Consider the following 14,627-nt stretch of genomic DNA (forward strand, 5'->3'; position numbering starts at 1 on the left):
TTCGATCTGTGGGTGTGTTCGGTATGGAGTCTGGGCTTATTCGATCTGGGGCTTATTCGAGGAGGCGGGACAGGTAGCGGGCGACGGCGCGCACGGCGGCCATGTTGTTCGAGTAGTCCATCCGGGTCGGGCCGAGTACGCCCAGCCGGGCGAGGTCCCCGCCCTGCGAGGAATACCCGCTGGTGAGCACGGAGGTCTCGGCCAGGCCGAACGGCGCGTTTTCGCGGCCGATGCTCACCGACACGCCGTGCTGGTCGGTGGCCATCTCGCCGAAGAGGCGCAGCAGCACGACCTGCTCCTCGATGGCCTCCAGCACCGGGTAGATGCTCCCGGTGAAGTCCTCCTCGGTCCTGACCAGGTTCGCCGCCCCGGCCATCACGAGCCGGTCCTGCCGGTTGGCGCCGATCTGATCCCGCAGGGTGTCCCTGATCAGGTCGACGGCCTCCTGTTGCGGCGCGGGGCCGGAGGCACCGGCGAGGTCGGTCGCGACCAGCGCCGCCGCGGCCTCGGTCATGCTCAGTCCGATGACCGCCGCGTTGAGCCGGGCCCGGAGGTCGACGAGGACCGGTTCTTCTAGCGGGCGAGGCAACTCGATCACGCGTTGCTCGACCCGGCCCGCGTCGGTGATGAGGACTGAGAGGAGCCGGGTGTCGGAAAGCGGCACGAGTTCGATGTGCCGCACCCTGGCCCGGGACAGCGACGGGTATTGCACGAGCGCGACCTGGTGGGTGAGCTGGGACAGGAGCCGCACGCTGCGGGACAGCACCTCGTCGAGGTCGGCGGACTGGCCGAGGAACGTCTCGATGGCCTGGCGCTGCGCTGCAGAGAGGGGACGCAGGTCGGCGAGGTGGTCGACGAACACCCGGTAGCCCTTGTCGGTGGGGATCCGGCCGGACGAGGTGTGCGGGGCTGCGATCAGCTCCTCTTCCTCGAGGATGGCCATGTCATTGCGGATGGTGGCCGCGGAGACCCCGAAAGAGTGGCGGTCGACGATGGACTTGGACCCGACGGGCTCCCTCGACGCGACATAGTCCTGCACGATCACGCGTAGAACTTCGAGACTGCGATCTGACACCATGCGAATCGCCTCCTCAGTCGGTCGCGAGCGCCGGACTCGGCTGGCACTCGGGGTGTTTGACTGCCAATCATACCGCCAGCCGCTGGGCGCGTCCCATTGCCCCGTGAGGAATAGGCGCAGTAGCTTAGGCATGTAATGCACCTCCCCCTGCGCGCTGAAAGGCACGATCATGAGCGATTCCACCGGCCACACCCCCGAAGACCCGAACCTGGGCCAGCGGCCCCCGCAAGCTCCGTACCAGCCGGCAGCCTCCACCCCGGTGGCCGCGGCACCGCTCTCCGACGTCGATGACCGCCAGTGGGCGTCCTTCGCCCACCTCGGCGGAGTGCTCGGTTTCCTGCCGTCGCTGATCATCTGGCTCGTGTTCAAGGACCGCGGCCGGTTCACGGCGGTGGAGGCGAAGGAGGCACTGAACTTCCAGATCACCCTGCTGATCGGTTATGTCGCCATCAACATCCTCGCGACCTTCATCGCCATGGTCACGTTCGGCATCGGCGGAGTCCTCGCAGGACTAGCGTGGGTGCTGTGGGTCGTCGGAGTGATCTTCTCGATCATGGGCTTCCTGAAGGCAAAGGACGGTCAGCACTACCAGTACCCGTTCGCCCTCCGCCTGATCAAGTAGTCCAGCCGACGCCCGTCGACCGTCACTGATAGAAGGAGTTCGAATGTCCGCCATGCCCCCACCGGCCAGCCCTTACCAGGCGCCGACCCCCATGAATCCGTCCGACGAGAAACTCTGGGCCACCCTGATCCACATCGGTGGAATCCTGTTCGGCTTCCTGCCGGCGCTGATCGGCTACCTGGTGCTCAAGGACCGCGGGCCGTTCATCCGTGCGCACACCGCGACGGCACTGAACTTCCAGATCACGCTTCTCATCGCTTATGTCGTCGGTGGAATCCTGACCCTGGTCCTGGTCGGCTTCCTGATTCTGTTCGCCGCGTGGATCCTCACGATCGTTTTCGGGATCATGGCGGCCCTGGCCGCCAACAAGGGCGAGTACTACACGTACCCGCTCACCATCAAGTTCATCAGCTAGGTCGGGGTCTCCACAGGCCGAACACCGGTGATTGAGCCCGTCGAAATCAGGCTCAGTCGGTCAGCAACCGGCGCACGACCGCATCCGCGAGCAACCGTCCTCTCCGGGTCAGCTCAATCGACCCGGACAGGGCGGCTTTCGCGTCGATGAGCCCATCCGCGATCAGCCCGGCGACCTCGTGTCGGCCCGGCACGGACAGCGATGCGATCGGGATGCCTTCCCGGATCCGGGTGAGCAGCAGCACGCGCTCGACCTCCCGGGTGGCGGCGTCGAGGGTCTCCCGGCCGGCCGCCGGGGAATCCCCGGCGAGGATCCGGTCGGCGTACGCGGACGGATGCTTGACGTTCCACCAGCGCACCCCGCCGACGTGGCTGTGGGCGCCGGGTCCGACGCCCCACCAGTCCTGGCTGGTCCAGTAGGCGAGGTTGTGCCGGGACCGGTGGGCCTCATCCGTCGCCCAGTTGCTGACCTCGTACCAGCCGTAGCCGGCGTCGGCGAGCAGCTCGTCGGCGAGTTCGTAGAATTCGGCCTGCTGGTCCTCGTCGACCGGAACGAGCTCGCCGCGCTTGATCTGCCTCGCGAGCTTGGTGCCCTCCTCGACGATCAGCGAGTAGGCGCTGATGTGGGTCGGCGCCAGGCCGATGGCCTGCTCGAGGCTGGCCCGCCAGTCGTCGAGCGACTCCCCCGGCGTGCCGTAGATCAGGTCGACGCTCACGTCGAGCCCGGCGTCACGGGCCCACTGCACGACGAGCGGCACCTTCTCCGGGTCGTGCGTGCGCTCGAGGGTGGCCAGCACGCGCGGAACGGCCGACTGCATACCGAACGACACCCGGGTGAACCCGGCGGCGGCCAGCCGGACGAGGTAGGCCGCGTCGACGGAGTCGGGGTTCGCCTCGGTGGTGACCTCGGCGCCGGCTGCGAGACCCCAGGTGCTGCGCACGGAGTCCAGCATCCGGATCAGGTCGTCGGCCGGCAACAGGGTGGGCGTGCCGCCGCCGAAGAAGACGGTGGCCGCCTCGCGGGCGGGCACCCCTGAGGCGTCGAGGATGCGCCCGGCCGCCTCGACCTCGCTGATCGCCTGGCCGGCGTAGTCGTGCTGGGACGCCCCGCGAAGTTCGGTGGCCGTGTAGGTGTTGAAGTCGCAGTAACCGCAGCGAACCCGGCAGAAGGGCACGTGCAGGTAGACGCCGAAGTCGCGTTCGGCAGCGCCGGCCGCCGCCGAGCCGGGCAGCAGGCCGTCGCGGGGTGCGGGGTCGCCGAGGGGAAGGGCGCTGCCCATCGGGTTAGGCCGCGCCGATCGGGTGCAGGGCGCGCAGGTAGCGTTTCGTGAACTTCGCCTGCTGCAGCCGAACCACGGGCCAGCCGAGCCGGTAGCGCCAGGTGCTCGGCCGGGAGAACGCCCGGATGGTCAGCCAGACGGAGTCGTCGTCGCGCTTGTCGACGATGAACGACTCCTCGCCGCTGGCGGGATGCCCGACCATGGTGCCGTAGGCGAAGCCGACCCGGTCGGGCTCGTCGATCACGTAGACCACCCGCACGGGGGCGTCGATGGTGAACGGCCCGGCCGTGACGGTCAGGTGCGCCGACATGCCGTTGACGATGTACGGGGTGCCGTCGTCGCCGAACGTCGCCTCGTTCGCCGCGCTCTTCTGGTCCCGGGCGGCCTGGCCGTCGGCGTTGAAGACGAGCCCGGTGTACTGCTCCCCGGTGCTGCTCAGCAGGTCGGTGACGGTCATCCCGCTCCCCCGCTGCACGCCCCAGGTCATCAGCGACTTGGACGCCAGCTGGAAGCGCTCCTCGCCGCTGCCGAGGCGCACCGTGCGCTCGATCGGCCGGTAGCCCTTCGGCGGGTAGCGGAGCAGGTCGGGGGCGAGGGTGCCGCCGATGGCCGCGTAGCTCACGGCCGTGTCGGTGAAGGTGGCGCGTCGCATCCGGTTACTTCTTCTCTTTCTTGGGCGGCTCGTCGCCGGAGAGCGCGGCGATGAAGGCCTCCTGGGGAACCTCGACCCGGCCGACCATCTTCATGCGCTTCTTGCCCTCTTTCTGCTTCTCCAGCAGCTTGCGTTTACGGGAGATGTCGCCGCCGTAGCACTTGGCCAGGACGTCCTTGCGGATGGCACTGATCGACTCGCGGGCGATGATGCGGGCGCCGATGGCGGCCTGGATCGGCACGTCGAACTGCTGGCGCGGGATGAGCTTGCGCAGCCTGCCCGTCATCAGCACGCCGTAGTCGTAGGCCTTGTCACGGTGAACGATCGCGCTGAACGCGTCGACCTGCTCGCCCTGGAGCAGGATGTCGACCTTGACCAGGTCGGCCTCCTGCGAGCCGATGGGCTCGTAGTCGAGCGACCCGTAACCGGCGGTGCGGCTCTTGAGGTTGTCGAAGAAGTCGAAGACGATCTCGCCGAGCGGCATCGTGTAGCGGATTTCGACCCGGTCCTCGCCGAGGTAGTCCATGCCGAGCAGGGTGCCGCGCCGGCTCTGGCAGAGCTCCATGATCACGCCGACGTAGTCCTTGGGCGCGAGGATTGCGGCCTTGACGATGGGCTCCTCGACCTTGGCGATCTTGCCGTTGGGGAACTCGCTCGGGTTGGTGACGGTGACGGTCTTCTTGTCGTCGGTGGTGACCTCGTAGATCACGCTGGGCGCGGTGGTGATCAGGTCGAGCCCGAACTCGCGGTCGAGGCGTTCGGTGATGATCTCCAGGTGCAGCAGACCGAGGAAGCCGCAGCGGAACCCGAAGCCGAGGGCGACGGATGTCTCCGGTTCGTAGACGAGGGAGGCATCCGACAGCTTGAGCTTGTCGAGGGCCTCGCGCAGGGCCGGGTAGTCGCTGCCGTCGATCGGGTACAGGCCGGAGAACACCATCGGCTTGGGCTCGGTGTAGCCGGGCAGGGCCACGGTGGCGGGGCGCAGGGCGGTGGTGACGGTGTCGCCGACCTTGGACTGGCGCACGTCCTTGACCCCGGTGATCAGGTAGCCGACCTCGCCGACGCCGAGCCCCTTGCTCACGGTGGGTTCCGGGCTCGTCACGCCGATCTCGAGGATCTCGTGGGTTGCCCGGGTGGACATCATCTGGATCTTCTCGCGCGGGTTCAGCTTGCCGTCGATCATGCGCACGTAGGTGACGACGCCGCGGTAGCTGTCGTAGACCGAGTCGAAGATCATGGCACGGGCGGGGGCGGCCGGGTCGCCGACGGGGGCCGGGATCAACCGGGTCGCCCGGTCGAGCAGTTCGGCGACGCCGACGCCGGTCTTGCCGGAAACGCGGAGCACGTCGTCGGGGCTGCCGCCGATCAGGCTGGCGAGCTCCTTCGCGTACTTGTCGGGGTCGGCTGCCGGGAGGTCGATCTTGTTGAGCACGGGGATGATCGTGAGATCGTTCTCGAGCGCCAGGTAGAGGTTGGCGAGCGTCTGGGCTTCGATGCCCTGTGCGGCGTCGACGAGGAGGATGGCGCCCTCGCAGGCTGCCAGGCTGCGGGAGACCTCGTAGGTGAAGTCCACGTGGCCGGGGGTGTCGATCATGTTCAGAGCGTAGGTCTGCCCGTCGAGTTCCCACGGCATGCGCACGGCCTGGCTCTTGATGGTGATGCCGCGCTCGCGCTCGATATCCATCCGGTCCAGGTACTGGGCGCGCATGGCCCGGTCATCGACGACCCCGGTGATCTGCAGCATCCGGTCGGCCAGCGTCGACTTTCCGTGGTCGATGTGGGCAATGATGCAGAAGTTACGGATGAACTCGGGAGGTGTTGCGGCCGGTTCAAGCGCAGTGAGGGGTCTCGGTGACATGGTCTGGCAATTCTCCCATAGCTGGCTGGCCGCCGGTTTCGCCGGGCCGATGCCGGTCTTGAGGCCGCTCCTGATGCGGCAGACCGCGACCGCGGGCGCGGTCGCGCGCTGCGCAAACGGGCGCGACGCCAACCCCTCCGTGCCGACTGCGACCTGCACGACCCACGACCGCGACCAGAAGCCGCTGGTCGAGCAGACGGATGACGAGCAGAATCTCTGCATTGAATCGGCACCGAATCGCCGTCAACCCCGACACACCGTCAGCAGAGAACTGCCACAAGCCCGAGCATTGCCCAGGCAGGAGGGTACCCATGACATCGACCACACCCGTTCTCTTCGTGCACGGGATCCGAACCTCGGCCACCATGTGGCGGCGGCAGCTCGCGATCTTGGGCGAGGACGGGCATCCCGCGCTGGCGGTCGATCTGCCCGGCCACGGTTCACGAATCGAAGAGCGATTCACCGTCGAGGGCGCACTGGCTGCCATCGACGAGGGGGTCGTCGCGCTGGGCGCCCCGGTGGTGCTGGTCGGGCTCTCGCTCGGCGGCTACTACGCCATCGAGTACGCCGCTCGGAACCCCGAGCGGGTGGCCGGGCTCATGGCCGCAGGCTGCTGTGCAATCCCGTCCGGGTGGCCACTCGACGCCTACCGGGGCCTGGCCCGGCTGATCCGACTGCTGCCCGATCAGGGACTCTGGCTCCACACCACCCTGGTGCGAGTGCTGTTGCCGCCACAGGGAGCTTCGGACACGCTCGCCGGCGGGGTTCCACTGAATGTGATGGACGCCGGGCTGGGCGCCACCGGAACGCTCCGTCCGCTGGAGGCCCTGTCCCGGTATCCGGGCCCGATCTGGCTGGTCAACGGCGCTTTCGACCAGTTCAGGCTGCACGAGCGCCGCTTTCTCGGCGCGAGCCGGAACGGTCGCCTCGTGATCGTGCCGCGGGCCTCGCACCTGGTCAGCCTCGCCCAGCCTGAGCGGTTCGCTGAGGTGCTGCGAGGCATCCTCGACGAGGTCGCCGCCGACCGCCCGCGGCCGATTGTCGACCCGGTCGAATAACTGGTATCGTTTCCTGTTGGCTTGCGTGTTGGGTCCCACCCCACACGATCATTGCCGTACGGCGCCCTCTACCGCCAAGCGGCCCATCCGAACAAGAACCTAACGAAAGCGTATAAACGTGGCAAATATCAAGTCGCAGATCAAGCGAATTGGCACCAACAAGAAGGCCCAGGAGCGCAACAAGTCGGTGAAGAGCGAGTTCAAGCGCGCTATCCGTGCGACGCGCCTCGCCGTCACCGCCGGTGACAAGGACAAGGCCGTTGCCAGTCTCGCCATTGCTTCGAAGAAGCTTGACAAGGCCGTCAGCAAGGGCGTCATCCACAAGAACCAGGCGGCAAACAAGAAGTCGGCCATCGCGAAGTCGGTCGGCGCACTCGTCTAGTCACCACCAGACCTGGTTTGAGGCCGATGTTCGGAACTGAACCGGTGTGAAGGAAAGCCCTCGCCTTATGGCGGGGGCTTTCTTCTATGTGCCGGGACGCCGGGGTCGAACCAGACCTCCAGCCGCAGGCGGATGTTCAGTCCTGGCCGCGGCGGGCGATCACGCCGACGAGGCGTTCCAGGGCGAAGACCGGGTCGCGCCCGGCACCCTTGACCGCGGCATCCGTCTTGGCGAGCATCACCATGCACCGGGCCAGGCCCTCGTCCGACCAGCCGGTCAGGTCACGCTGGGCCCGTTCGACCTGCCAGGGCGCGAGCCCGAACTGCGACGCGAGCTGCCCGGAGCCGCCGCGCACACCATAGAGCTTCGCCATCGTGCGGATCTTCATGGCGAAGGCCGCGACGACGGGAACAGGGTCGGCGCCCGAGGACAGCGCGTGTCGGAGGATGACCAGGGCCTCACCATGGCGCCCCGCGATCGCGGAGTCGGCAACCTTGAACGCGTTCGCCTCGACGCGTCCGCCGTAGTACCGGTCGACCGTCGTCTCGGTCACCTCGGACGCCGAATCGGCGATCAGCTGCTGGCAGGCCGCGGACAGCTCGGCGAGGTCGCCGGAGAAGGCCGCCACAAGAGATCGAAGGGCACTCGGCGTGACCCGCTTGCCGGCCGCCTTGAATTCCGCCGATGCGAAGTCGTGCCGGTCGGAGTCCTTTTTGAGCTCGGCACAGACGACCTCGACGGCGCCGCCGACTCCGGAGCGGATCGTGTCGAGCAGCTTCTTGCCGCGCACCCCGCCACCATGTCGCAACACGACGTAGGTGTCCTCCGCCGGGTTCTCGAGGTACGCGAGAGCCTCGATGAGGAAGGTATCGCTGCATTTCTCGACCGAGCTCACCCGGATCAGCCGAGGCTCACCGAACAACGAGGGGCTGGCCATGGTGAGCAACTCCCCCGGCGCATAGCTGTCGGCCTGTATATCGCTGATCTCGAGACTCGGGTCTTCGAGTTTCAGGAAGTCCCGCAACTGACGAATGGCCCGCTCCGCGAGGAACACCTCGGTGCCGGAGACCAGAACGACCGGGGCAGGACGCACCTGGTGCCACGACAGCTGCGGAATGGCGACCGACTTGCTCGATGCGGCCTTGCTCGATGCGGACTTGCTCGGAGTTGATCGGCCCGTTGCGGCCCGAACAGAGGATGCGGTTCGTGCGGCCACTCGGTTCCCTTCGATTGCGTGGGTCAAGCCTAGCCCGGGCCGCCGACGGGGGCAGCAGGCGAGCGCCCCGTGCGGGCCGGTCCGGTCGCCGCATTCTCGGTCCAGACGGTCAGCGCACCGTGCCCGCCCGGGTCGAGGGCCACCACGGCCAGTCCCTGCCGATCGGTGCGCACGGCGACGGTGCCGACCGAGGCGAGGATGTCCAGCAGACGGTCGGTCGGATGGCCGTAACCGTTGTCGGCGCCGACCGAGATCAGCCCCACCGTCGCCCGGAGATCGGCATAGAGGTCGAGGCTCTGGTCCCGCGAACCGTGATGCGCCACCTTGACGACGTCCACCCGGCCGGGCTCCGAGACACGACTCAACGCGTCCTGGGCCTCCTCGCCGAGGTCGCCGAGGAAAATCGAGCGGATGCCCCGCCCGTCGAAGCCGATCGTCACGCTCCCCGGGTTTCCGGTCTGCATCACCGGCGAGCCGCGCACGGGCCAGAAGATCTCCCAGCGCAGCCCGCCCAGCGTGCCCCGGTCGCCGCGGGCCGCGATGCGCACGTCCGCACCGCCCTCGGCGAGCCGCGCGTGCAGGTGCTCGTCCTGGGCGTTCTCCGGTATCCCGACCAGGGCCGTGCCGACCCGCCCGATCGCGGCCTCGATCCCGCCGATGTGGTCCATGTCGTAGTGGGTGAGCACGAGCAGGTCGATCCGCTCGATCCCGAGGGTGTGCAGGCAGGAAGTCAACAGCGCAGGATCCGGGCCGACGTCGACCAGGGCGTAGCGTTCCCGGTCGCGCACGACGACCGCATCGCCCTGGCCGATGTCGCAGGCCGCGATCTGCCAGTCCGCCGGGAACGCCACCGCCCGACCGAGGCCCGCGCCGATCAGGCTTCCCGCGTAGCCGCCCCCGGCGACGATCAGCACGGCCGCCGCGACGATCCGCCAGCCGGGCAACCGTGTCGAGCCGGGCCTCCGCGCGGATCCGAGCAGGAGTGCGAGGGCCAGCAGCGTGAGCACCGCGGTGGCCGCCACCCCGAAGGCTCCTCCCAGCCACGGGAGGCGGCTGCCGGGCAGCGCAGCACACGTCCCGGCGACGGCGGCGATCCAGGCCGAGGGCAGCCAGGCCAGCTGCAGGATCCCCCACGCCACACCGGGCAGCCACGGGAGCAGCAGGCATCCGATCAGGCCGATCACGGTGGCCACGGGGGCGGCCGGCCCCGCAAGCAGGTTCGCCGGCACCCCGTAGAGCGGGAGGGTCGGGCTGAGCAGCACGAGCACCGGCTGGCAGGCCAGCTGCGCGGCCAGGGGGATCGCGATCACCCCGGCGAGCCAGGCGGGCATCCAGCGGCCGAGAACCCGGCCGAGCGGCCCGGCCAGCACCAGCAGTCCGCCCGTCGCCAGCACCGAGAGCGCGAAGCCGTAGCTGCGGGCCAGCCACGGGTCGAAGACGAGCAACCCGATCACCACGAGGGCGAGCAACGGCAACCCGCGACCTCGCCTGCCTGTCGCGATCGAGAACAGGAGCACGGTGGCCATCAAGGCGGCGCGGAGCACGCTCGGCTCAGGGGTCACCAGCACCACGAACCCGGCCAGGGTGACGAGGGCCAGCGCCAGGCGAGCCAGGCGGCGCAGCCTCAGATAGCCGGCGAGCAGCAGCATTCCGGCCGTCACCACGGCGCAGTTCGCCCCGGATACCGCAGTGAGATGACTGAGTGAACTGGATTTCATCGCGCCGTCCAGGGCCGGTCCCACGGCGCTGGTGTCACCGATTGCCAGTCCCGGGAGCAGGTCGCCGCCCTCCCCCGGCAGCCTCCCCGCGGCATCCGCGAAACGGGCCCGGAGATCGTTCGCCCACGCCAGCCACCAGGGTGGCGCCGCGACCACGGCCGGCGGATCCCGGCCGAAGACGAGCGCCGCCGCCGCGTCACCCGGTTCGGCCGGCCGAAGCCGCGCGGGCAGGCGAATGACGGTGCCGATCTGGAGCGCGGGGCCCGCCGGGGCCTCGGCGAAGACCACGACCGGCACCGATACCCAGGCCGTGCGGCCACCCTGGCTGACCGAGCCGATGGTGCCGGTGAACCGCACCCGGCTCGAGCCGCCTCCCCCACCGGCGCCGCCGAACCCTCCGAACGAGGCGGTCTCCACCGGCCGCGACCACACCGTGAGAGTCGCGGTGACCACGGCGTGCCTGGCCGCCGCGTCCCGCACCTCGGCAGGCAGCCGCGCGGGGGCGGCCACGGCAACCGCGGATGCCACGAGCGCGCCGCCCGCACAGCAGACGGTCAGCTGGGCGAGGACCGTGCGCACCGACACCTTGCGTGCCGAGACTCTGCGTGCCGAAACCCGGCGCGCCGAAGCCACTCGCGTCCCCGCCGTTCGCGACCGCGGCCCGCCGGCGGTGACGACCAGGGCCAGGGCCGCCCCAGCGGCCGTCCACAGCGGGAGCCGGCTGCCCGCCGCCCAGTCAGGCGCCCCGGTGAGCAACCAGCCCACCAGCCATGCTGCAGCAGCGGCGCCGGCGAGGCGTAAGTCGACGGTCACACCGTGACCAGGTCTTTCAGTCCGTCGAAGGTCTTGTCGCCGATCCCGGTGACGCTGCGGAGGTCGTCGACGGCCGCGAACGGCCCGTTCGCCTCGCGGTAGTCGATGATGCGCTGGGCCATCAGCGGACCGATCCGCGGGAGGGTGTCGAGTTCGGCCACCGTGGCCGAGTTCAGGTTCACCTTCGCCCCGGACGTGGTACCCCCGGCCGCTCCGGCTCCCCCGGATGCCGGCGGCGGCCCGGCCGGAACCTCGCCGACCTGGGGCAGATAGAGCTGCTCTCCGTCGCTGAGCCGCCTGGCCAGGTTGGTCCCGGCCGGGTCGGCCGTCTCAGTCAGACCCCCGGCGGCTGCCACAGCGTCCATCACCCGCGCACCGACGCTGAGCTCGAACAGCCCGGGCCGGCGCACCGCCCCGAGCACGTGAACGAAGATGATCGCGCCGGGCGCCGGGTCGGACGGGTTGCTGCCGGACGCGTCGGCGCCGGTGGCGGCGGCGCCGGTGGCGGGTGATGCCCCGCCGCCCGCAGCCCCGCCCTGAGAGGCTCCTCCACCCGGCGTGATCACCTGGTGGGTGGCCTGCCCGCCGATCGCCGAGACGACCACTGCGGTGGCCAGGGCCGCGACAAGCAGCACGACTGCGGCGCCGACCCCGATCCGCATCCGGACACCCCTGGCGGGGCGCGCGGGGCGGGCCAGGCGCGAGAGCGCCGCTGTGGCCGGGTCAGGCTCCATCCGGGCAGGCTAGACCGTGCGGCTCGGCGGGCCGGGCGGCCGGGATCAGACGGTACGAGACCGCCGGATCCCGGCCCTGTGGAGGCGAGGCCAGACCGCGAGGCCAGACCACGCGGTTCAGACCATGCGCCTCAGACGGGGTCAGACCGCCCGGGTCAGACCGCGCGGGTCACGATGCTGACCAGGCGGGGTGCCCGCACGATCACGTTCACGATCTCGCGGTCGCCGATCGCCTTGATCACCGGTGCCGACGCGCGCGCGAGGCGTTCCAGCTCGTCGCCGGGGATCTTCGGCGAGATGTCCAGTCGCTCCCGCACCTTGCCGTCGACCTGCACGACGGCCGTCACCGACTCCTCCACGAGCAGGGTCGGATCGGCCTTGCGCCACTGGGCGAGCGCGACACAGGGCTCGTAGCCGAGCCGCTGCCACATGTCCTCGGCGGTGTACGGCGCGAAGAGGTTCAGAGCCATCGCCGTGGCCTCTGCAGCTTCACGCACGGCGGCGTCGGCCGGGCCGGCACCCGTGTCGATGACCTTTCGGGTGGCGTTGACGAGCTCCATCAGCCGGGCCACGACCACATTGAACTTGAACGACTCGATCAGGCCCGGCGCGTCCGCGAGGAACCGGTGGGTGACCCGGCGCAGGCCCGCGTCCCCGGTCTTCCAACGGATGTCCGGCTCACTCGTCACGTCCCTGGCCATGCGCCAGGCGCGGGCGAGGAACTTCGCCGAGCCGACGGGCGAGACATCCGCCCAGTCGATGTCGTCTTCGGGCGGCCCGGCGAATGCCATCGTGAGGCGCACGGCGTCGACTCCGAAACGGTCGACTTCCTCCGTGAAGTAGACGAGGTTTCCCTTGCTCTTGGACATCTTCGCGCCGTCGAGGATGACCATGCCCTGGTTGAGCAGGGCGGTGAAGGGTTCCGTGAAGGAGACATAGCCGAGGTCGAAGAGCACCTTGGTCATGAACCGGGCGTAGAGCAGGTGGAGGATGGCGTGTTCGACGCCGCCGACGTACTGGTCGACGGGCGCCCACTTCTCGGCTTCCTTCGGGTCGAACGCCCGGGTGTCGTCGTTCGGGTTGAGGAAACGGAGGAAGTACCAGGAGCTGTCGACGAAGGTGTCCATGGTGTCCGCGTCCCGGCGTGCGGGGGTGCCGTCGATCGGGTTGGGCACGTTGACCCAGTCGGTCGCCCCGCCGAGCGGCGAGGTCCCCTTGGGCTTGAGGTCGAGGCCATCGGTGGGCGGCAGCAGCACGGGCAGCTGGTCTTCCGGCACGGGGATCTCGGCGCCGTCCTGGCCGTGGATGATCGGGATCGGGGTGCCCCAGTAGCGCTGGCGCGAGATCAGCCAGTCGCGCAGCCGGTAGTTCTTGGCCGCGCGGCCGGTTCCGTCGAGCGTGAGCTGGTCGATGATGCGCTTGATGGCGGTGTTCTTGCTCAGCCCGTTGAGCGCCCCCGAGTTGATCAGGCGGCCCTCGCCGGCCAGGGCGATGCCGGTCGCGGCCGGGTCGAGGGTGGGCAGCTCCTCGGAGCCGTCGAGCATCTCCGGCGTGATCACGGGGATCACGCCGGTGACGGGGGCGGTCGTGTCGACGACGACGATCACGGGAAGGTCGAAGCGGCGGGCGAAGTCGAGGTCGCGCTGGTCGTGGGCGGGCACGGCCATCACCGCGCCGTGGCCGTAGTCGGCGAGGACATAGTCGGCGGCCCAGATCGGCATCCGTTCGCCGTTGACGGGGTTGATCGCGTAGCGCTCGAGGAAGACGCCGGTCTTCTCCCGGTCGGTGGACTGGCGTTCGATTTCGGTGCTGTTCTGTACCCTCACCAGGTATTCCTGGAACCGCGCCTTGACTGAGGGTGAGGAATCGGCGACGAGCTCTGCGGCCAGATCGGCGTCGGGGGCGACGACCATGAAGGTCGCGCCGTGGAGGGTGTCCGGCCGGGTCGTGAACACGCTGATCCGCTCCTCGCGGCCCTCGATCACGAAGTCGACGTCGGCACCGATCGAGCGGCCGATCCAGTTGCGCTGCATGTTCAGCACCTTGGCCGGCCAGGTGCCCTCGAGTTGGTTGAGGTCGTCGAGCAGGCGGTCGGCGTAGTCGGTGATCTTGAAGTACCACTGGGTGAGCTTCTTCTTGACCACCACGGCGCCGCTGCGCTCGGAGGTGCCGTCGGCGAGCACCTGCTCGTTGGCGAGCACGGTCTGGTCCACCGGGTCCCAGTTGACCCAGCTGTCCTTACGGTAGGCGAGGCCCTTCTTGTAGAGCTGGAGGAAGAGCCACTGGTTCCACTTGTAGTACTCGGGGTCGCTCGTGTGCAGTTCGCGGGACCAGTCGAAGGACGCCGCGTAGAGCTTCATGCTCTTCTTCTGCTGCGCGATGTTGTCGTAGGTCCAGCCGCGAGGGTCGATGCCGCGCTTGATCGCAGCGTTCTCGGCGGGCAGGCCGAAGGAATCCCAGCCGATCGGGTGCAGCACGTTGAAGCCCTGCTGGCGCCAGTACCGGGCGACGATGTCGCCGAGCGCGTAGACCTCGGCGTGGCCCATGTGCAGGTCACCGGACGGGTACGGGAACATGTCGAGCACGTACTTGCGCGGGCGGGTGTCGTCGGGGTCGTCCGTGCGGAACGGCTCGAGTTCTTCCCAGATCGGCTGCCATTTGGCCTGGATTGCGGCGAAATCGTAGATTTCTTCGTCGCGGTGGGCGCCGGTGGGCGTGTGGTCGTGCTCGTGTGCCACGTGACTCTCTTCGTTGCGGTGGGATTGCGCCATCTCAGGCAAAAGGGCGCCCGCAGGCGTCGTC

General features: G+C 69.1%; 12 protein-coding genes. 4 read left to right on the forward strand and 8 right to left on the reverse strand.

Annotated elements, in window-relative coordinates:
* Positions 1 to 52: 52 nt before the first annotated feature.
* A complete protein-coding gene (hrcA, locus tag IWX89_RS08735) occupies positions 53 to 1,078 on the reverse strand; it encodes a heat-inducible transcriptional repressor HrcA (RefSeq protein ID WP_196903175.1) in 1,026 nt (341 codons plus the stop codon).
* Between the two features lie 169 nt (positions 1,079 to 1,247).
* Here hrcA and IWX89_RS08740 point away from each other — a divergent pair, with 169 nt between their 5' ends.
* Both IWX89_RS08740 and IWX89_RS08745 read left to right on the forward strand, forming a co-directional pair.
* Complete coding sequence (locus IWX89_RS08740; protein WP_196903176.1) at positions 1,248 to 1,700, forward strand: DUF4870 domain-containing protein; 453 nt, start codon at positions 1,248 to 1,250, stop codon at positions 1,698 to 1,700.
* 43 nt (positions 1,701 to 1,743) lie between these two features.
* Positions 1,744 to 2,115, forward strand: coding sequence for a DUF4870 domain-containing protein (locus tag IWX89_RS08745; protein ID WP_231383070.1), 372 nt, complete (start codon positions 1,744 to 1,746; stop codon positions 2,113 to 2,115).
* Positions 2,116 to 2,167: 52 nt separating this feature from the next.
* Here IWX89_RS08745 and hemW read toward each other — a convergent pair whose 3' ends face one another.
* The 3 genes from hemW to lepA are packed head-to-tail and all read right to left on the reverse strand — an operon-like array spanning position 2,168 to position 5,904.
* Positions 2,168 to 3,394 (reverse strand): radical SAM family heme chaperone HemW, encoded by a 1,227-nt coding sequence (hemW, locus tag IWX89_RS08750; protein WP_196903177.1) that lies wholly within the window; start codon positions 3,392 to 3,394, stop codon positions 2,168 to 2,170.
* A gap of 4 nt (positions 3,395 to 3,398) precedes the next feature.
* Positions 3,399 to 4,046 (reverse strand): DUF1990 family protein, encoded by a 648-nt coding sequence (locus tag IWX89_RS08755; protein WP_196903178.1) that lies wholly within the window; start codon positions 4,044 to 4,046, stop codon positions 3,399 to 3,401.
* 4 nt (positions 4,047 to 4,050) lie between these two features.
* Complete coding sequence (gene lepA / locus IWX89_RS08760) at positions 4,051 to 5,904, reverse strand: translation elongation factor 4 (RefSeq protein ID WP_134508630.1); 1,854 nt, start codon at positions 5,902 to 5,904, stop codon at positions 4,051 to 4,053.
* A gap of 311 nt (positions 5,905 to 6,215) precedes the next feature.
* Here lepA and IWX89_RS08765 point away from each other — a divergent pair, with 311 nt between their 5' ends.
* Entirely contained in the window at positions 6,216 to 6,962 is a 747-nt protein-coding gene (locus IWX89_RS08765) for an alpha/beta fold hydrolase (protein WP_196903179.1), read from the forward strand.
* Positions 6,963 to 7,080: 118 nt separating this feature from the next.
* Positions 7,081 to 7,344, forward strand: coding sequence for a 30S ribosomal protein S20 (gene rpsT, locus IWX89_RS08770; RefSeq protein ID WP_134508407.1), 264 nt, complete (start codon positions 7,081 to 7,083; stop codon positions 7,342 to 7,344).
* Positions 7,345 to 7,480: 136 nt separating this feature from the next.
* Here the strand turns inward: rpsT and holA are convergent, their stop codons facing one another.
* From holA to leuS, 4 genes are all read right to left on the reverse strand, one after another.
* Positions 7,481 to 8,461, reverse strand: a complete 981-nt coding sequence (gene holA / locus IWX89_RS08775) for a DNA polymerase III subunit delta (protein ID WP_196903324.1) — start codon at positions 8,459 to 8,461, stop codon at positions 7,481 to 7,483.
* Positions 8,462 to 8,589: 128 nt separating this feature from the next.
* Positions 8,590 to 11,091, reverse strand: a complete 2,502-nt coding sequence (locus IWX89_RS08780) for a ComEC/Rec2 family competence protein (RefSeq protein ID WP_196903180.1) — start codon at positions 11,089 to 11,091, stop codon at positions 8,590 to 8,592.
* Positions 11,088 to 11,825, reverse strand: coding sequence for a helix-hairpin-helix domain-containing protein (locus IWX89_RS08785; protein ID WP_196903181.1), 738 nt, complete (start codon positions 11,823 to 11,825; stop codon positions 11,088 to 11,090). Before IWX89_RS08785 ends, IWX89_RS08780 begins: the two co-directional genes overlap by 4 nt.
* Before the next feature lie 155 nt (positions 11,826 to 11,980).
* Positions 11,981 to 14,563 carry a leucine--tRNA ligase gene (gene leuS / locus IWX89_RS08790; protein ID WP_307836475.1) on the reverse strand — a complete coding sequence of 861 codons (2,583 nt, stop codon included), beginning with the start codon at positions 14,561 to 14,563 and terminating at the stop codon, positions 11,981 to 11,983.
* Positions 14,564 to 14,627 lie beyond the last annotated feature (64 nt).

The sequence above is a fragment of the Cryobacterium sp. MP_M3 genome (assembly GCF_015752155.1).
In the GTDB taxonomy this organism is placed as follows: Bacteria; Actinomycetota; Actinomycetes; order Actinomycetales; family Microbacteriaceae; genus Cryobacterium.

Coding starts and splice junctions, on each gene's coding strand:
- hrcA (WP_196903175.1), bottom strand. CDS start 1,078: ATGGTGTCAGATCGCAGTCTCGAAGTTCTACGCGTGATCGTGCAGGAC.
- IWX89_RS08740 (WP_196903176.1), top strand. CDS start 1,248: ATGAGCGATTCCACCGGCCACACCCCCGAAGACCCGAACCTGGGCCAG.
- IWX89_RS08745 (WP_231383070.1), top strand. CDS start 1,744: ATGTCCGCCATGCCCCCACCGGCCAGCCCTTACCAGGCGCCGACCCCC.
- hemW (WP_196903177.1), bottom strand. CDS start 3,394: ATGGGCAGCGCCCTTCCCCTCGGCGACCCCGCACCCCGCGACGGCCTG.
- IWX89_RS08755 (WP_196903178.1), bottom strand. CDS start 4,046: ATGCGACGCGCCACCTTCACCGACACGGCCGTGAGCTACGCGGCCATC.
- lepA (WP_134508630.1), bottom strand. CDS start 5,904: ATGTCACCGAGACCCCTCACTGCGCTTGAACCGGCCGCAACACCTCCC.
- IWX89_RS08765 (WP_196903179.1), top strand. CDS start 6,216: ATGACATCGACCACACCCGTTCTCTTCGTGCACGGGATCCGAACCTCG.
- IWX89_RS08785 (WP_196903181.1), bottom strand. CDS start 11,825: ATGGAGCCTGACCCGGCCACAGCGGCGCTCTCGCGCCTGGCCCGCCCC.